Annotated in this window: 19 protein-coding genes; 9 read left to right on the top strand and 10 right to left on the bottom strand. The window is 59.3% G+C overall.

Annotated elements, in window-relative coordinates; all coding sequences use genetic code 11:
- Nucleotide 1 precedes the first annotated feature (1 nt).
- Nucleotides 2-1,093 (top strand): anhydro-N-acetylmuramic acid kinase, encoded by a 1,092-nt coding sequence (locus tag ACA067_RS29880; protein WP_497459686.1) that lies wholly within the window; start codon nt 2-4, stop codon nt 1,091-1,093.
- A gap of 70 nt (nt 1,094-1,163) precedes the next feature.
- Here ACA067_RS29880 and erpA read toward each other — a convergent pair whose 3' ends face one another.
- Both erpA and argC read right to left on the bottom strand, forming a co-directional pair.
- Nucleotides 1,164-1,514 carry an iron-sulfur cluster insertion protein ErpA gene (gene erpA / locus ACA067_RS29885; RefSeq protein ID WP_007947969.1) on the bottom strand — a complete coding sequence of 117 codons (351 nt, stop codon included), beginning with the start codon at nt 1,512-1,514 and terminating at the stop codon, nt 1,164-1,166.
- 167 nt (nt 1,515-1,681) lie between these two features.
- The gene (gene argC, locus ACA067_RS29890; protein WP_497459687.1) at nt 1,682-2,716 is read right to left on the bottom strand and encodes an N-acetyl-gamma-glutamyl-phosphate reductase; all 1,035 of its coding nucleotides are present in this window, start codon (nt 2,714-2,716) and stop codon (nt 1,682-1,684) included.
- 135 nt (nt 2,717-2,851) lie between these two features.
- Here argC and hemJ point away from each other — a divergent pair, with 135 nt between their 5' ends.
- The 6 genes from hemJ to coq7 all read left to right on the top strand — a co-directional run bounded on the left by hemJ (nt 2,852) and on the right by coq7 (nt 7,395).
- Nucleotides 2,852-3,280 (top strand): protoporphyrinogen oxidase HemJ, encoded by a 429-nt coding sequence (gene hemJ, locus ACA067_RS29895; protein ID WP_497459688.1) that lies wholly within the window; start codon nt 2,852-2,854, stop codon nt 3,278-3,280.
- A 30-nt stretch (nt 3,281-3,310) separates the two neighbouring features.
- On the top strand, nt 3,311-4,279 hold the full coding sequence (locus ACA067_RS29900; protein WP_497459689.1) for an NAD(P)H-dependent flavin oxidoreductase: 969 nt from the start codon (nt 3,311-3,313) through the stop codon (nt 4,277-4,279).
- 90 nt (nt 4,280-4,369) lie between these two features.
- Nucleotides 4,370-5,344: a DUF805 domain-containing protein gene (locus tag ACA067_RS29905; RefSeq protein WP_497459690.1), complete on the top strand. Its 975-nt coding sequence runs from the start codon at nt 4,370-4,372 to the stop codon at nt 5,342-5,344.
- Nucleotides 5,345-5,406: 62 nt separating this feature from the next.
- A complete protein-coding gene (locus ACA067_RS29910) occupies nt 5,407-6,195 on the top strand; it encodes an SDR family NAD(P)-dependent oxidoreductase (RefSeq protein ID WP_150768029.1) in 789 nt (262 codons plus the stop codon).
- Between the two features lie 79 nt (nt 6,196-6,274).
- Entirely contained in the window at nt 6,275-6,613 is a 339-nt protein-coding gene (locus tag ACA067_RS29915; RefSeq protein WP_128873945.1) for a histidine triad nucleotide-binding protein, read from the top strand.
- 134 nt (nt 6,614-6,747) lie between these two features.
- Complete coding sequence (gene coq7 / locus ACA067_RS29920) at nt 6,748-7,395, top strand: 2-polyprenyl-3-methyl-6-methoxy-1,4-benzoquinone monooxygenase (RefSeq protein ID WP_497459691.1); 648 nt, start codon at nt 6,748-6,750, stop codon at nt 7,393-7,395.
- Between the two features lie 75 nt (nt 7,396-7,470).
- Here the strand turns inward: coq7 and ACA067_RS29925 are convergent, their stop codons facing one another.
- Nucleotides 7,471-7,893: an OsmC family protein gene (locus ACA067_RS29925; protein ID WP_003228794.1), complete on the bottom strand. Its 423-nt coding sequence runs from the start codon at nt 7,891-7,893 to the stop codon at nt 7,471-7,473.
- Nucleotides 7,894-8,140: 247 nt separating this feature from the next.
- On the opposite strand from ACA067_RS29925, the gene crp reads away from it, so the two are divergent.
- On the top strand, nt 8,141-8,785 hold the full coding sequence (gene crp / locus ACA067_RS29930) for a cAMP-activated global transcriptional regulator CRP (RefSeq protein ID WP_497459692.1): 645 nt from the start codon (nt 8,141-8,143) through the stop codon (nt 8,783-8,785).
- Between the two features lie 24 nt (nt 8,786-8,809).
- Here the strand turns inward: crp and ACA067_RS29935 are convergent, their stop codons facing one another.
- The 4 genes from ACA067_RS29935 to ACA067_RS29950 form a co-directional block, all read right to left on the bottom strand.
- Nucleotides 8,810-9,511: a lipoate--protein ligase family protein gene (locus ACA067_RS29935; protein ID WP_497459693.1), complete on the bottom strand. Its 702-nt coding sequence runs from the start codon at nt 9,509-9,511 to the stop codon at nt 8,810-8,812.
- A gap of 97 nt (nt 9,512-9,608) precedes the next feature.
- On the bottom strand, nt 9,609-10,445 hold the full coding sequence (gene trpC / locus ACA067_RS29940; protein WP_497459694.1) for an indole-3-glycerol phosphate synthase TrpC: 837 nt from the start codon (nt 10,443-10,445) through the stop codon (nt 9,609-9,611).
- Nucleotides 10,442-11,491 carry an anthranilate phosphoribosyltransferase gene (trpD, locus tag ACA067_RS29945; RefSeq protein WP_128873950.1) on the bottom strand — a complete coding sequence of 350 codons (1,050 nt, stop codon included), beginning with the start codon at nt 11,489-11,491 and terminating at the stop codon, nt 10,442-10,444. Before trpD ends, trpC begins: the two co-directional genes overlap by 4 nt.
- Nucleotides 11,492-11,500: 9 nt before the next feature.
- Entirely contained in the window at nt 11,501-12,094 is a 594-nt protein-coding gene (locus ACA067_RS29950) for an aminodeoxychorismate/anthranilate synthase component II (RefSeq protein ID WP_154852410.1), read from the bottom strand.
- A gap of 406 nt (nt 12,095-12,500) precedes the next feature.
- Between ACA067_RS29950 and estP the strand changes: the two genes are divergently transcribed.
- Complete coding sequence (gene estP, locus ACA067_RS29955; protein WP_497459695.1) at nt 12,501-14,408, top strand: esterase EstP; 1,908 nt, start codon at nt 12,501-12,503, stop codon at nt 14,406-14,408.
- Between the two features lie 190 nt (nt 14,409-14,598).
- On the opposite strand, the gene trpE is transcribed toward estP, so the two are convergent.
- The 3 genes from trpE to rpe all read right to left on the bottom strand — a co-directional run bounded on the left by trpE (nt 14,599) and on the right by rpe (nt 17,641).
- The gene (trpE, locus tag ACA067_RS29960) at nt 14,599-16,080 is read right to left on the bottom strand and encodes an anthranilate synthase component I (RefSeq protein WP_497459696.1); all 1,482 of its coding nucleotides are present in this window, start codon (nt 16,078-16,080) and stop codon (nt 14,599-14,601) included.
- Between the two features lie 71 nt (nt 16,081-16,151).
- Nucleotides 16,152-16,970, bottom strand: coding sequence for a phosphoglycolate phosphatase (locus ACA067_RS29965; RefSeq protein WP_497459697.1), 819 nt, complete (start codon nt 16,968-16,970; stop codon nt 16,152-16,154).
- Nucleotides 16,967-17,641, bottom strand: a complete 675-nt coding sequence (gene rpe, locus ACA067_RS29970) for a ribulose-phosphate 3-epimerase (protein ID WP_028621492.1) — start codon at nt 17,639-17,641, stop codon at nt 16,967-16,969. The genes ACA067_RS29965 and rpe overlap by 4 nt, the downstream gene beginning before the upstream one ends.
- Nucleotides 17,642-17,647 lie beyond the last annotated feature (6 nt).

Consider the following 17,647-nt stretch of genomic DNA (forward strand, 5'->3'; position numbering starts at 1 on the left):
CATGACCCTCTATATAGGTGTGATGTCCGGGACCAGCCTTGATGGACTGGACGTTGCGCTGATCGAGCAAACCTCGGCGATCAGGCTGATCGCCACGCACTACATCCCGATGCCTGACGCCCTGCGCGCCGAGCTGCTTGGCTTGTGCGCCAGTGGCCCGGACGAGATCGCCCGCTCCGCCATCGCCCAGCAGAACTGGGTGAAGCTGGCCGCGCAAGGTATTCACGCCCTCCTCGATCAACAACACCTGAAACCTGCAGACATTCGCGCGATTGGCAGCCACGGCCAGACCATTCGCCATGAGCCGTCGCGCGGGTTTACGGTGCAAATCGGCAACCCTGCCCTGCTGACCGAGCTGACCGGCATCACCGTCGTCAGCGACTTCCGCAGCCGTGACGTCGCGGCTGGCGGGCAAGGCGCACCCTTGGTTCCGGCCTTTCACGAAGCTTTGTTTGAAGAACAGGCAGGTAACCGCGCGGTGTTGAACGTCGGCGGCTTCAGCAATCTCAGCCTGATCGAACCTGGCAAACCTGTAGCCGGTTTCGACTGTGGTCCCGGGAATGTGCTGCTGGATGCCTGGATTCACCAGCAACGCGGCGACCACTTTGATCGTGACGGCCAATGGGCTGCCAGCGGCAAGGTCGAACCTGTTCTGCTAAAGGCATTGCTCAGCGATCCGTTTTTTGTGACCCAGGGCCCGAAAAGCACCGGTCGCGAGGTGTTCAACCTGCCGTGGCTGACCCGGCACCTGTCACGGTTGCCCAGCTTCGCCGCCGAAGACGTACAGGCAACACTGCTTGAGCTGACCGCGCTGACCATCGTCGAGTCATTGCAAAGTGCTCAATCGGATACCCGCCAATTGCTGGTTTGTGGCGGCGGTGCACACAACGCCACGTTGATGGACCGTCTGGCCAGCCTGCTGCCCAAGGCAAACGTCAGCAGCACCGCGGCTTGCGGTGTCGACCCGGACTGGGTTGAAGCCATGGCCTTTGCCTGGCTGGCCCATTGCTGCCTGGAAGGCATTGCAGCCAATCGCCCCAGCGTCACCGGCGCCCGAGGCCTGCGCATACTGGGCGCCATCTACCCCGCCTGAATCCGAACTCCGGACAGCAAAACGCCGCAGGGCCCTGAGGCCATGCGGCGCCTGGCGAAGCTCTGCGCGATCAGATCGAGAACGAAGAGCCGCAACCACACGTGGTGGAGGCGTTCGGATTCTTGATGACGAAACGCGAACCTTCCAGACCTTCCTGATAATCCACCTCGGCACCTGCCAGGTACTGGAAGCTCATCGGATCGACGACCAGACTCACACCCTCGCGCTCGACGATGGTGTCGTCATCGGCCACTTCTTCATCGAAGGTGAAGCCGTACTGAAAACCTGAACAACCGCCGCCCGTAACGAATACGCGCAGCTTCAAGCGATCATTCCCCTCTTCATCGACCAGGCTCTTCACCTTGTGCGCGGCACCGTGGGTGAATTGCAAAGCCGTGGGGGTGAAGGATTCGACGCTCATGCTGACTATCTCCCGGCGTTACGCCGCCATAATGCGTGATGACGTGCATTATCCGCTTCTCCCAGAAAATCGGTCAACTATTGTTACGGTATATCAATCGAACCATCGCCCTTCCGGAATGCAAAAAGGCCCGTCAGACGGGCCTTTTTGTCGAGCGCAATACAGACTTACGGCAGCATGCCGGCGTGGGACAGGCCCAGGCGTTCATCCAGTCCGAACAGAATGTTCAGGTTCTGCACCGCCTGACCCGACGCGCCTTTGACCAGATTATCGATCACCGACAACACCACCACCAGATCACCGTCCTGCGGCCGATGCACGGCGATCCGGCAAACGTTGGCACCGCGCACGCTGCGGGTTTCGGGATGACTGCCAGCGGGCATGACGTCGACGAACGGTTCGTTGGCATAACGCTTTTCAAACAGCGCCTGCAAATCAACCGAGCGATCCACGACGGTGGCGTAGAGCGTCGAGTGAATGCCTCGAATCATTGGCGTCAGGTGCGGGACGAAGGTCAGATCGACGTCCTTGCCCGCTGCACGCCGCAGACCCTGGCGGATTTCCGGCAAGTGACGGTGCCCCTTGACGGCGTAGGCCTTCATGCTTTCGGAGGTTTCGGCATACAGCGAACCTATGGAGGCGCCACGGCCGGCACCGCTGACACCGGATTTGCAGTCTGCGATCAAGCGAGTGGTATCGGCCAGACCGGCTTCGAGCAACGGCAGGAAACCCAATTGCGTGGCCGTCGGGTAGCAACCCGGTACGGCGATCAGGCGAGCCTGCTTGATCTGCTCACGATTGACTTCCGGCAAGCCGTAGACCGCCTCCTCCAGCAATTGCGGCGCACCGTGCGGCTGACCGTACCACTTGGCCCATTCAGCGGCGTCTTGCAGACGGAAGTCGGCCGACAGGTCGATGACCTTGGTCCCAGCCGCGAGCAAATCACCAGCCAAGGCATGGGCAACACCGTGAGGCGTTGCGAAGAACACCACGTCGCAAGCGCCCAGGGTCTTGATGTCCGGAACGCTGAACGCCAGGCCATCGTAATGACCGCGCAGGTTCGGGTACATATCAGCCACGGCCAGACCGGCCTCGGATCGGGAAGTGATCACTGCCACTTCAGCTTGCGGATGCTGTGCCAACAAACGCAGCAATTCGACACCGGTGTAACCCGTGCCGCCGACGATACCGACCTTGACCATAAACCTGCCCTCAACGAACCCACTGGAAAGCCGTCGATAATAGGGCCCGTATCGTCCTGCGACAACCGCCAAGGTGACGTGCGGAGCCTCAAGCCTCTACTATCGCGCTTACCGTGAACCTGGGAATAACTGAAAATGCTTTATCTGTGGCTCAAAGTGCTTCACATCGTCAGCATGGTCTGCTGGTTTGCCGGCCTGTTCTACCTGCCGCGCCTGTTCGTCTATCATGCGCAAAGCGAAGACACCGTCAGCAAGGAACGCTTCAGCATCATGGAGCGCAAGCTGTACCGCGGCATCATGGGACCGGCGATGATCGCCACGCTGATTTTCGGCATCGCGCTGATCGGCTTGAACCCCGGCATATTCAGTCAGGGCGCCTGGATTCACGCGAAGTTGACCCTGGTGGTGATCCTGATCGGCTACCACCACATGTGCGGCGCCCAGGTAAAACGTTTTGCCCGTGGCGAAAACACCCGCAGCCATGTCTTTTATCGCTGGTTCAATGAAGTGCCGGTTCTGATATTGCTGGCTATCGTAATTCTAGTCGTCGTTCGGCCGTTCTGATTTCAAGCACAACTCACCGGGGTACTTCCAATGTCGCTGCCCGCTTTGCTCGAACAATGTTTGCGCCTGCCCGTGGTGGCAGCGCCGATGTTCCTGATTTCCAACCCGCAACTGGTGCTCGCTTGCTGCCGAAATGGTGTGGTGGGCAGCTTTCCCGCACTGAATCAACGCGAGAGCAGTGGCTTCAAGGCCTGGCTGGAAGAAATCGAAGCAGGGCTGGCGACACTGGACAACCCTGCGCCTTACGCGGTGAACCTGATCGTCCACAACAGTAACCCGCGCCTGCAAGCGGACCTGGAAATCTGCATCGAGCACAAAGTGCCGATCGTGATTACCAGCCTTGGTGCCGTTAAGGAACTGGTCGATGCCGTCCACGGCTATGGCGGCCTGGTGTTCCACGACGTGACAACCCGACGCCATGCCGAGAAAGCGGCCGAGGCCGGGGTAGACGGCTTGATCGCCGTGGCTGCGGGTGCCGGTGGACACGCTGGCACCTGGAGCCCGTTTTCGCTGATTGCCGAGATCCGCCAGTTCTTCGACAAGACCTTGCTGCTGGCCGGTTGCCTGAACCACGGTCACGAGATTCTTGCCGCACAATTGCTCGGCGCGGACCTGGCCTACTTCGGTACGCGATTTATCGGCACTACCGAAAGTCATGCCCCTGACGCCTACAAGCAGATGTTGCTGACTTCCAGAGCCGCGGACATCGTCCATACTCCCGCAGTGTCGGGCGTACCGGCGAGCTTCATGCGTCAAAGCCTGGAGGCCGCCGGTTTCGACATGGCGGCATTGCAAGGCAAGGGCGAGGTCAACTTTGGCTCCAAGCTCAAGCCGTTGAGCGATGAAGCCAAAGCCTGGAAAACCGTGTGGTCCGCGGGTCAGGGCGTCGGCGAAATCGATGACCTGCCGAGCGTCGATCAATTGGTTGCACGTCTGGACGATGAATACCGCAAGGCCCTGGAACGTGCGGCACAGCTGCGTGAGCGCTGGCCTCGCTGACAGGACAACTCGGCCAGTCGCTTTCGGCTGGCCTTACACGCCGGCGGCGCAACACTCCATTCAAATTTTTCGCGACAAGGATGCCTCGCAATGAGCGAAAACCGTTACAAGATCGTATTCGACGGCGCTCTGCTGCCTGGTGTCGAGGCCACCACCGCCAAACTCAATCTCGCCGAGCTATTCAAATCCGATGTCGCTGCCATCGAGCGGCTGTTCAGTGGCCGGCCGGTTGCACTCAAACGCGACCTGTCACAGGCCGATGCCCGGATTTATCTGCAGGCGCTGACGAAAACCGGCATCGATGCCCGAATCGAAAGTGAACCCCGGGTCGAACTGAACCTGTCAGATGTACACGAACACACGCCTGCCAACCCGCCTCCATCGACAGATCCGGAATCGCCCTACGCACCGCCGCGCGCGGCTGTCGGCGAAGCGCTGCCGGAGTTCGCCCCGCTCAAGGCGTTCAGTTTCGAAGGCCGTATCGGCCGCTTGCGTTATCTGGCCTGGACGATGGTCCTGATGCTGGTGACGCTTGGCATCGGCACCGTGCTGGGGGTTTTCGGCCTCGCCCTTATCAATACGGACTCCAGCGCCGGCCTGATTCTCGGAGGCCTGTTGGCCTTTACGCTCATCGTGGTGCTCGGGTTCATCAGCATCCAGTTCAGCGTCCAGCGTCTGCATGATATCGGCTGGTCCGGCTGGCTCTGGCTGCTGACGCTCGTGCCGTTCGTGGGCAGCTTCTTTCCGTTCGTGATGATGATTATGCCGGGCAACAACACCGCCAATCGATACGGTGCGCCACCACCGCCCAACAGCACAGCAGTCAAAGTCCTGTCTGGGCTATGGCTGGTGTTTGTTGCGATCCTGTTGATTGGCGGGCTGACCGGTGGACTCACTGCGATCCATAGCGAATACGAAAGCGCCGCCGAGAGCCACTACGAAAGTGACTCGGTCACCACCGAAGAGATCGAAGATCAAACCGCTGTGGAAGCAGAGCCTGCGCCAAATTCAGCTGACGATGCAGCCGAAGAAGCCCGGCCCCCTGTAGACTCTGCGAAAGAATGAACAGCGCTTCCCGCCCGTGACACCTGCGTCGCCGGCGCGGAGCTGTTGCGATGGAGAACTGCATGACCCGTTACGCTCTGATCACTGGCGCCTCCAGCGGCATCGGCCTGGCGATGGCCGAAGCGCTGGCCCGACGCGGCCGCAGCCTGATTCTGGTGGCCCGACAGCGTGATCAGCTGGAAAGTATCGCGATTGAACTGACTCAACGTTTTGGCGTGGAAGTGTTGTTCCGGGCCTGTGACCTGGGCGAACCGTTGCGTCTGTCCGGGTTTCTGCTGGAACTGGAGGAAGGTGATCGCCAGATCGATCTGTTGGTCAATTGCGCCGGCATGGGTACCTGCGGTCCTTTCCTGGCCCAGGACTGGATGACCGAGCAGGATCTGATCGAGGTGAACATCCTCGCCCTCACCCGCCTGTGTCATGCGGTCGGCAACAGCATGGCCTTGCAGGGTGGCGGGCAGATTCTCAACGTCGCCTCGGTCGCTGCATTCCATCCGGGCCCGTGGATGAGCACTTATTACGCCAGCAAAGCCTATGTGTTGCACTTTTCCGAAGGGTTGCGCGTCGAGCTTAAGAAATGTGCGGTCAAGGTTTCGGTGCTCTGCCCTGGCCCGACTCGCACAGCTTTTTTCCGCACCGCGCAACTGGACACCGACAAACTGGTCGACAGCAAACTGCTGATGAGCCCCGAGGAAGTCGCGCTCTACACCGTGCGCGCCCTGGAGAAAAATCGCGCCATCATCATTCCGGGCCGACGCAACCGCTGGCGCGCCTTCCTGCCGCGCCTTGGTTCACGCTGGCTGACCCGGACAATTGCCGGCATGGTCAACAAGGCATACTGCCCGCGCTGAATGGTCCTGCGGTAAAACACTGGGCTGGCGCATCTCCCGTGAGTACACTCAGGCCAGCCCAAACAACGGAGAAACTGCTGTGGATACTCTGTTCACCAAGATCATCAACCGGGAAATCCCGGCGAAGATCATCTACGAGGACGACCAGGTACTGGCCTTCCACGACATCGCCCCACAGGCACCCGTGCATTTTCTGGTGATCCCGAAAAAATCTGTGCGCACCCTGAACGACCTCACCGAGGACGACAAGGCATTGGCCGGGCATATTCTGTTCACTGCCCAGCGTCTGGCGCTGGAGCTGGGCTGCGAAGAAGGTTTCCGTGTGGTCATGAACTGCAATCCACTGGGTGGGCAGACGGTCTATCACATTCATATGCATGTATTGGGTCAGCGCCAGATGCATTGGCCGCCGGGCTGATTCACCACCGTCGTCCTCTGTAGGAGCCAGCAAGCCGGCTCCTACAGAACAAGCCTGCGACGCAATGACCCAGCGTAAACCTTCACCGGCCGATTGGGTTAAACTGGCCGCCGAGATTCTTCCCGGAGGTCAGCATGACTACCCAACGTCACTACTCGCCGATTGACCGTCTTCTGCTGCAAGCCGATGCCGCGATGCGAACCCTGCTGCCCTCCAGCGGCCAACCGTACCGTCCGTCGCCCGCCATCGTGCAGCCGGATGCGAAAATGAGCGACGAAGACACCCGGCACGTTGCCGGCCTGATGCGTATCAACCATACCGGCGAAGTCTGTGCCCAGGCGTTGTATCAGGGTCAAGCCCTGACCGCCAAACTGCCGCAAGTACGGGCCGCCATGGAACACGCTGCCGAAGAAGAAATCGACCACCTGGTCTGGTGCGAGCAACGTATCCATCAGCTAGGTAGCCACACCAGCATTCTCAATCCACTGTTTTACGGCATGTCGTTCGGGATTGGCGCGGTAGCCGGGCTGATCAGCGACAAAGTCAGCCTGGGTTTCGTTGCGGCTACCGAGCATCAAGTCTGCAAGCATCTGAACGAACACCTTGAGCAACTGCCAACGGAAGACGAAAAGTCCCGGGCGATCCTCGAGCAGATGCGCATCGATGAAGAGCAGCATGCTGAAAGCGCGCTGGATGCTGGCGGTTTCCGCTTTCCGGCGCCAGTGAAGTTCGGCATGAGCCTGATGGCCAAGGTAATGACCAAAAGTACTTACCGGATCTGACAGCGGCGTCAGCCATAAAAAAGGCGATCACCTTGAGGTAGTCGCCTTTTTTGTGTCCGAAAATATTGACTCAATTCAACCGAGCTCAACGATCTCGTAATCATGGGTGATTGCAACACCGGCCGCGCCGAGCATGATCGACGCCGAACAATATTTCTCTGCAGACAGTTCGATGGCGCGTTTGACCTGGGCTTCTTTCAGCCCACGGCCTTTGACCACAAAGTGCATGTGAATCTTGGTAAAAACCTTCGGATCCTCGGTCGCGCGTTCGGCTTCGAGGAAAGCTTCGCAGCTTTCGACCGCCTGGCGGGACTTCTTGAGGATGCTGACCACGTCGAAATTACTGCAACCGCCCACACCCAGGAGGAGCATTTCCATTGGCCGGACACCAAGGTTGCGACCGCCGGCATCGGGCGGACCGTCCATGACCACGACATGACCGCTGCCGGATTCGCCGAGGAACATGGCTTCGCCAGCCCATTGGATGCGTGCCTTCATCGCCAAGACTCCACTGTATAAAAAAGGGTCGCCAGCTTAGCACAGGGCCCTTGATTGACAGCGCTCGCCTTCTTGGGACATAACCACCCGCGCTGTAGGTAAATGCTCGAATATTGCAGGAAGCGTCTGTTAAGCTGGCGCCAATTAGCTGGCGCATAGCCAGCCTTGTTGCTGACAACACAGATTGCAGGCTTCGCCAGCCCCTAAAAAAACCAATCACTCCGTGCAGTCTTTTCGGGATAGAACCATGGTTGCTATTGCGCCCACGCCCAAAATCAAAAACCTCGACAAACTGTTGATGCATTGCCAGCGCCATCGCTACCAGGCCAAGACCAATATCATCTGCGCCGGGGATCGCTCGGACACGCTGTTTTTCATCATCAAAGGCTCGGTCACCATCCTGATCGAAGACGACGATGGTCGCGAAATGATCATCGCCTACCTGAACGCCGGGGACTTTTTCGGTGAACTGGGTCTGTTTGAACAGGCCGGCCTGGAACAGGAACGCAGCGCCTGGGTGCGCGCCAAGATCGAATGTGATGTCGCGGAAATCAGTTATGCGAAATTCCGCGAATTGTCCCGGCAGGATCCGGACATTCTTTACGTACTCAGCGGACAAATTGCACAACGTCTGCGCAACACCACCCGCAAGGTGGGTGACTTGGCGTTTTTTGACGTGACCGGACGTGTTGCTCGCTGTCTGCTGGAACTGTGCAAACAGCCAGATGCCATGACCCACCCCGACGGCATGCAGATCAAGGTGACCCGTCAGGAAATCGGGCGGATTGTAGGCTGCTCCCGTGAAATGGTCGGACGCGTACTCAAGGATCTGGAGGAGCGCAACCTGGTGGACGTCAAAGGCAAGACCATGGTGGTCTTCGGTACGCGCTAATCTCGAAAACTCAAACGTTGAAACTCAAGCACCGAGCATCTCTGCCAGCAATTGGCGGTACAGCCCGTCGAGCCGTTCCAGCGCATCCGGGGCGGCGAATTTTTCATGCAAGGCGATATGGCTCTCGGCGCGAACCCGCTGTTCAAGACCACAGGCTTCATTGAAGCGATTGACCGCCGCGACCATCGACTCGCGCTCGTTATCCAGTAACAAAGCCCCGTGCACCAATCCCACCGGACGCGAACCACCCTTGCTCTGGCGCCAGCGCTGAGCGGTGCCGACCATCTTGCGACCATCGAGGTTGACGTTGAAACGGCCATCGCAGAATGCGCCTTCGACTTCACCCAGGGATGAAACACCGCCCAGCTCATCCAGCAGCTGACAGATCGGATCGCAGAGTCGTCGGTAGGCGGTTTCGATCCGATTCTGATCGCCCTCGCTACGCGGTGGCGCGTAGACCAGTGCGATGTTGATGGTTGATGCCGATTGCGGCACCGGTTCACCGCCGGTTTCACGTAACAGCACCGGCCAGTCTGCGGCGGCAGATACTTCGCATGCAGCCTCGAAGTCGGGCAGACGATTCAATCGGCGCGGCATGACCAATGCCTGGTCGCTGGGTTGCCAGAACAGCAAGCCAAAATCCGAATCGCCGGTGCACACATGGGCCAACAGGTCTTGTTCGGCCAGGAGGCCGGCTTCAACGGTCAGAGAAATTGGCTGGGGCATGGATGACTCCGTAAGACATGAAGTCTCTGGGGTACTTGATGGCCTCTTCGCGGGCAAGCCCGCTCCCACAGGGGATCGGGTTGCCTGGAAGGTGTGGTCAGTCGAGGGTCGAGCCGCTGACAGGAATACCGCGCTCAGGGAAAAACAGACGCTGCAACTCGGTGCCCGGATTTTCGGCGCGCATGAACGCCTCGCCAACCAGGAACGCATACACGTCGCTGATTTCCATCAGTTCGACATCGGCTCGATTGAGAATGCCGCTTTCGGTAATCACCAATCGATCACGCGGGATACGCGGCAACAGATCAAGCGTGGTTTCCAGATTGACGTCGAAGGTGTGCAGGTTGCGGTTGTTGACGCCGACCAGCGGAGTATCGAGCGTCTTCAACGCCCGTTCCAGCTCGTCGCCATCGTGGACTTCCACCAGCACATCGAGGCCGACGCTTTTGGCCACGGCCGCCAGCTCGGCCATTTTCACGTCATCCAGAGCGGCGACGATCAACAGCACACAGTCAGCGCCCAGGGCACGGGCTTCGACGATCTGATAGGGATCGATCATGAAGTCCTTGCGGATCACCGGCAGTTTGCATGCCGCACGCGCCTGCTGCAGATACGCATCGGCACCCTGGAAGTAATCGATATCGGTGAGCACCGACAGGCAGGTCGCCCCGCCCCGTTCGTAGCTACTGGCGATGTCGGCGGGAACGAAGTTCTCGCGGATCACGCCTTTGCTCGGCGAGGCTTTCTTGATTTCAGCAATGACTGCAGGCTGCTTGAGCTTGGCCTGATCGATCAATGCCTTGGCAAAACCGCGTGATGCATCGGCCTTCTTGGCCAGACTTTCCAGCTCGGCGAGACTCACACGAGCACTGCGCTCGGCGACCTCCTCGACTTTGCGGGCCAGAATGTTTTCCAGAACCGTCGGTACACTCATCCCTCATTCTCCACCTTGAATACCGCGGTAAACGCACCCAACTCCTCGAGTTTTTCCCGAGCGAGACCGGTGTGCAGCGCATCGTGCGCCAGGGCAACGCCCTCTTTTAAAGTGCTGGCCAGGTCGGCGGCATACAACGCGGCACCGGCATTGAGCACGATCATCTCGGCGGCTTTCTGACCGTTTTCGGTCTTGCGCTTGCCCAAGGCATCGCGAATCAGTTCAAGTGACTGGGCCGGACTTTCAACCACCAGACCATACAAGCTCTGGCTCTTTATACCGAGGTCTTCCGGCTGGACCCAGTATTCTGTTATTTCGTCGTTTTTCAGTTCAGCCACATAGGTGGGTGCCGCCAGGCTGAACTCGTCCAGACCGTCCTGGGAATGCACCACCAGCACATGTTTGCTGCCCAGACGCTGCAACACCTCGGCCAATGGCCGGCACAACGCCTGATTGAACACACCCACAACCTGATGTTTCACCCCGGCCGGATTCGTAAGCGGGCCGAGCATGTTGAACAAGGTACGCAGGCCCAGCTCCCGGCGCGGACCGGCGGCGTGCTTCATGGCACTGTGGTGGGTCTGGGCAAACATGAAACCGATGCCGACGTTATCGATGCAGCGTGCCACTTGAACCGGTGTCAGGTTCAGGTAAATGCCCGCCGCCTCCAACAGGTCGGCACTGCCGCTTTTACCCGAGACCGCACGGTTACCGTGCTTCGCCACGGTGCAACCGGCTGCTGCGACGACAAACGAAGAAGCGGTGGACACGTTGAAGATGTTCGCACCGTCACCGCCGGTGCCGACGACATCGACGACGCCGTCCAGCGTCTTGAGTTCGACCTTGTCCGCCAGCTCGCGCATGACCGACACCGCACCCACGATCTCATCGATGCTCTCACTCTTCATGCGCATGGCCATCATGAACGCGCCAATCTGCGCGTCGGTGCACTGCCCGGTCATGATTTCGCGCATCACATCGCGCATTTCGTCGGTGCTGAGGTCGAGATGGTCGACGATACGGCTCAGGGCTGTCTTGATATTCATTAAAAGTCCTTAGCGCGTGCCGCCGGTTTGTTTGAGGAAGTTGGCGAGCAGCTCGTGCCCCTGTTCGGTCAGGATAGACTCAGGGTGGAACTGCACGCCTTCGATGTTCAATGTCTTATGGCGCAGGCCCATGATCTCGTCCACCGAGCCGTCTTCAAGCTGGGTCCAGGCAGTCAGCTCGAGGCAGTCAGGCAGGGTTTCGCGCTTGACGATCAGCGAGTGATAGCGGGTGACCGTCAGCGGATGATTCAAGCCTTCGAAAACGCCCTTGTCCTCGTGGAACACCGGACTGGTCTTGCCGTGCATGACGTGACGGGCGCGGACGACGTCGCCGCCAAAGGCCTGGCCAATAGACTGGTGGCCCAGGCAGACGCCGAGAATCGGCAGTTTTCCACCGAAATGCTTGATTACGTCGATCGAGACGCCGGCTTCGTTCGGAGTGCAAGGACCGGGGGAAACGACGATCCGCTCAGGGTTGAGCGCTTCGATTTCGGCAATGGTGAGCTCATCGTTGCGCACGACTTTGACCTGGGAGCCGAGCTCTCCAAGGTACTGCACAACGTTGTAGGTAAAAGAGTCGTAGTTATCGATCATCAGCAACATGGCGTTAAGAACCTCTTGAATTCACTGACTTTAATTCAGCCTTCGAAGGATTTACCCGCAGCGTCCTGCGCTTTGTCAGTCGCTGGAATCGCGCAGCAAAGCGGTTTGTCTTGCGGGTAAAAGAAGGCAAAGCGGTAAAGATCCGGCCGGGCCGGCAGAAGGATTCAGGCGCGCCAACGCCAACGGGCGTGTGCCTTGATGACTTGATCCAGGAGTTTGCTGACGATCAACACGGAGAAGGTCTCATTTATACGTCTTGGCACAGTAACTTAGCTGGGCGGAGCGTGCAATATGGGGCGATCGAAGCGCGTGAAACAATCGACGGGTTCGCGCCGAATGGCAACAGGCTCTATAGTTTTTGGCACTGTCGTTTTGCTCACTAAAACAATAACAAACGGATTTGCTCATGCTCAGACAGACATTGACTGTACCGCTTGCCGGCTGCTTGCTCGCCATGGCCTGCACCCAGGCGATCGCGGCACCTAACCCTTATTCGAATTTCATTGTGTTTGGCGATAGCCTAAACGATGCCGGACAGTTTACCGACACGGGCGGCCCTCCCGGTTCGACCCTGCGCTTCACTAACCGGACCGGACCGGTTTACCAGGACGGCAGCGGCGAAGTCTATTCCGCCAACTCGACCCAGCTGCTGGGTGGAAGGCTCGGGTTTTCATCGGACCAGACGGCCGCCTCGACCTCGGCGGCGCGTGCGAGCCTGGGACTGCCGGACGGTAATAACTGGGCCGTTGGCGGTTACCGCACCGACCAGATCCTGACCTCAATCACCACCGCATCCGCCACGGGCGAACGCACGCGTTCGGGCTATCTGCCGACCAACGACTTCAGCGCCGATCCGAACGCTCTGTATTACCTCTCCGGGGGCGGTAACGACTTTCTTCAGGGACAAGTACAAAGTGGTGCCCAGGCAAATGCGGCAGCTGACCGACTGGCCAACAGCGTCCAGGTTCTGCAAACCGCCGGTGCCCGGTACATCATGGTCTGGCTGCTGCCCGACCTGGGTTTGACGCCGGCCATCAATGGCTCGCCCCAGCAGACACCCACCTCACTACTGAGCTCTGCCTTCAACCGGCAGCTGGTCACTCGACTGGCGGGAATCGATGCCGAAATCATTCCGCTGAACATTCCGCTGCTGTTGCAGGAAACCTTCGCCGATCCGGCTCGATTCGGTTTTGCTTCCGGCCAGAACCTGACGGCGACCTGTTTCAGCGGTAACAGCTGCACCGAAAACGCTACGTACGGCATCAACAGTGCCACCCCGGACCCCACTAAGCTGATTTATAACGATGGGGTTCATCCGACCGAAGCCGGGCAAAAATTGATTTCCGACTACGCCTATTCCTTACTCGCAGCGCCTTGGGAGCTGACGCTGTTGCCGGAAATGGCCCACGCTACTCTACGTGCGCACCAGGATGAACTGCGCAGCCAATGGCAATCGGACTGGGAGAACTGGCAAGCGGTCGGCCAATGGCGCGCGATTGTCGCCGGTGGCGGCCAGCATCTGGATGTCGATAGCCAAAGCAGCAGCGCCAGCGCCGATGGCAGCGGTTACAACCTGAACATCGGCGGCAGCTACCGCCTCAATGAAGCCTGGCGGGTCGGTGTGGCGGCAGGCTTTTATCGGCAGAACCTTGAAGCTGGCAGCGATGATTCGGACTACAAGCTCAACAGCTACCTGGCCACCGCCTTCGCCCAGTTCCAGCAGAATCGCTGGTGGGCCGATGCCGCATTGACCGGCGGCAAGCTGGATTACGACAACCTCAAACGCAAATTTGACCTGGGTGCCAGCGAAGGAGCGGAAAAGGGTGATACCGACGGCCATCTTTGGGCCTTCAGCACTCGCCTTGGCTATGATATTGCGCAACCTGGCAGCGAATGGCACTTGTCGCCGTTCATCAGCGCCGATTACACGAAAGTGGAAGTCGACGGTTATTCGGAAAACAGCACTCGTTCCACAGCGCTGACCTTTGATGACCAGAAACGCGATTCAAAACGTCTGGGGGCCGGGCTGCAGGGTAAATACCAGATCACCCCGCAGACTCAAGTGTTCGGCGAATATGCCTACGAGCGTGAATACGAGGATGACACTCAGAAAGTGAACATCGCCCTCAATAGCCTGCCGTCGCTGGACTTCGAGCTCGACGGTTACACACCGCAAAGTCATTTGAATCGCGTGAGTCTGGGGGTCAGCCACAAGTTGACGGCCGATTTGGCGCTGCGCGGTGGGTATACGTTTCGCAAGGATGATGACTTTACCCAGCAAGGGCTTACCGTTGGGGTTGCGCTGGATTTCTGATACGGCAAACAGCAGGCACAAAAAACGCGACACCCTCACAGGCGTCGCGTTTTTTTATGGTGATGAGGCCCTTGTGGGAGCGAGCCGGCTCCGGGCGGCGTTCCGACGAAGAGGTCAGGACAGCCAGCATTAATATTGTCTGACCAACCGCTTTCGCGAGCAGGCTCGCTCCCACAGGTTTTGCGTGAACTCAGGCGTCCGGGGTTTGCTCGGCCAGCGCCACCGCACGGAACATCGCGCGGCGTTTGTTCAGGGTTTCTTCCCATTCCAGCGCCGGCACCGAGTCGGCGACAATGCCGCCACCGGCCTGCACGTGCAGCTCGCCGTTCTTGATCACCGCGGTGCGGATCGCAATGGCGGTGTCCATGTTGCCGTTCCAGGCGTAGTAACCGACCGCTCCGCCATACACGCCACGCTTGACCGGCTCCAGTTCGTCAATGATTTCCATCGCGCGAATCTTCGGCGCCCCCGACAAGGTGCCGGCTGGGAGAATCGCCCGCAGTGCATCCATCGCCGTCAGCCCCGCCGTCAGTTGCCCGGTGACGTTGGACACGATGTGCATGACGTTGGAGTAACGCTCGATCACCATCTTTTCGGTGAGCTTCACTGAGCCGATTTCCGAAACGCGACCGGTATCGTTACGGCCCAGGTCGATCAGCATCAAGTGCTCGGCGATTTCCTTGGCGTCGGACAGCAGGTCTTTTTCCAGCGCAACATCAGCCTCTTCATTGGCACCCCGCGGACGGGTGCCGGCGATGGGGCGCACGGTGATCAGGTTGTCTTCGACCCGTACCAGCACTTCCGGCGAACTGCCGACGACGTGGAAGTCGCCGAAGTTGAAGAAGTACATGTAAGGCGTCGGGTTGAAGCAACGCAGCGCCCGGTACAGATCGATCGGCGCAGCCTTGAAGTCGATCGACATGCGTTGGGACGGCACGACCTGCATGCAGTCACCGGCCAGGATGTATTCCTTGATGGTGTCGACGGCTTTTTCGTAATCGTCCTGGGTGAAACTCGAACGAAACACCGGATCAGCGGATTGCTGCTTGCTGAAATCCAGGCCGCGACGCGGGGTGATCGGCTGACGGAGTTTTTCCAGCAGCGCTTCAAGACGTGCCCGTCCGAGTTCGAAAGCATCGTCCTGGGACGGATCGGCCAGGACAATCGCGTGCATCTTGCCGGCGAGGTTGTCGAACACCACCACCGCGTCGGAGACCATCAACAGAATGTCCGGCACGCCCAGCGGATCCGGGTTCGGGCATTTGCCCAGACGCTTCTCCACATAACGTACGCAGTCGTACCCGAAGTAACCCACCAGGCCGCCATTGAAACGCGGCAGGCCGGGGATGGTCGGCACGTTGTAACGGGCCTTGAATTCTTCGACGAAGGTCAGCGGGTCTTCAGCTTCATGACTTTCGATCTCGACGCCGTCGTGGGTCACGCTGACGTGATGGTCGTGAACCCGCAGCACGGTGCGGCACGGCAACCCAATGATCGAATAACGGCCCCACTTTTCGCCGCCCTGCACCGATTCGAGCAGGTAGGAGTTGGGCTCATCGGCCAGTTTCAGGTAGATCGACAGCGGGGTGTCGAAGTCGGCCAGGGTTTCGCAGGCAAGCGGGATGCGGTTGTAGCCGGCAGCGGCCAAACGCAGGAATTCTTCGCGGATCATGGAGTAGCCTCGTGGCTTGAGGGTCTAACAGTCAGGTATGCAAACGCGCCGGGATGCCGGTCAGGAACAAGTCAGGCGCGCCAACGCCAGCGGGCCAGGGCCTTGATGACTTTCATCCAGAGTTTGCGAGTGACCACCACGATGGGATTTCCAGAAGGGGGTTGAACAGCGTCGGCCAACGTTATCTCAGCGGCCGGATCCAGGCAACCGCGAATTAGCTTGCGCAGATCGTCGATCACCAGCGCCGGCGACTCTTCGGCGATCGGCCGGCCATGGTTATAGCCATAACTGAGCGCCACGCATTTGACCCCCGCCGCTTTCGCCGCCTGCACATCGCTACGCGAGTCGCCGACGAACAACGATTGGGATGCCGGAATGTTGGCCATTTTCATTACGAAAAACAGCGCGGCCGGGTCCGGCTTCTTCTGTGGCAAGGTGTCGCCACCGATGATCCATTTGAAGTAACGACCGATTTTCATCTGATCCAGCAGCGGTGCGACGAAGCGCTCCGGCTTGTTGGTGATCAGTGCCATTTCCACGCCTTGCTTGTTCAGCCACTTGAGGGTGTCACGCACGCCAGGGTAAACCACCGTCAGCTCGTGACCGTCCTCATAAAAGCCGTTGAACAACTCCAGGGCATGCTCGGCCTCGACCTCATCGACACCCTCGGCATCGATGTGGTTGGCCAAGGCCCGGCGCACCAGCATGTGCACACCGTTGCCGACCCAGTCGCGCACGGACTCGATTCCCGCAGGTGCGCGGCCGAGTTTGAGCAGCATGTTATCCACAGCCGCCGCGAGGTCGGGGACCGAATCGACCAGCGTGCCATCCAGATCGAACATCACCAGCCGCGGCAAAGCGCCCGGGAACAGCTGCTCAAAGCCACTCATGGGCGGGTCAGCGCCAGTTCGGAACGCATCTTTTCAATCACCTCTTGGTAGTTCGGTGCATTGAAGATCGCCGAGCCGGCGACGAAGGTGTCGGCGCCAGCGGCGGCAATTTCGCGAATGTTGTTAACGTTCACGCCGCCGTCGATTTCCAGGCGGATGTCACGACCGGAGGCATCGATCAGTGCCCGCGCTTCACGCAGCTTGTCAAGGGTGCCAGGAATGAATTTCTGCCCGCCGAAGCCCGGGTTGACGCTCATCAGCAGGATCATGTCGACCTTGTCCATCACGTACTTGAGCACGTCCAGCGGCGTCGCCGGATTGAACACCAGGCCCGACTTGCAGCCGCCTTCGCGGATCAATTGCAGGGAGCGGTCGACGTGCTGCGTGGCTTCCGGGTGGAAGGTGATGTAAGTCGCGCCGGCCTCGATGAAGTCGCCGACAATGCGGTCCACAGGGCTGACCATCAGGTGGGCGTCGATCGGTGCAGTCACGCCGTACTTGCGCAGCGCGGCGCAGACCATCGGGCCGATGGTCAGGTTCGGCACGTAATGGTTGTCCATGACATCGAAGTGTACGAAGTCGGCGCCGGCGGCCAGGACGTTGTCCACTTCCTCACCCAGGCGGGCGAAATCGGCGGAGAGAATCGACGGAGCAATGACGAAGGGCTGCATGACGCA

It is taken from the genome of Pseudomonas sp. LBUM1674 (assembly GCF_059695635.1).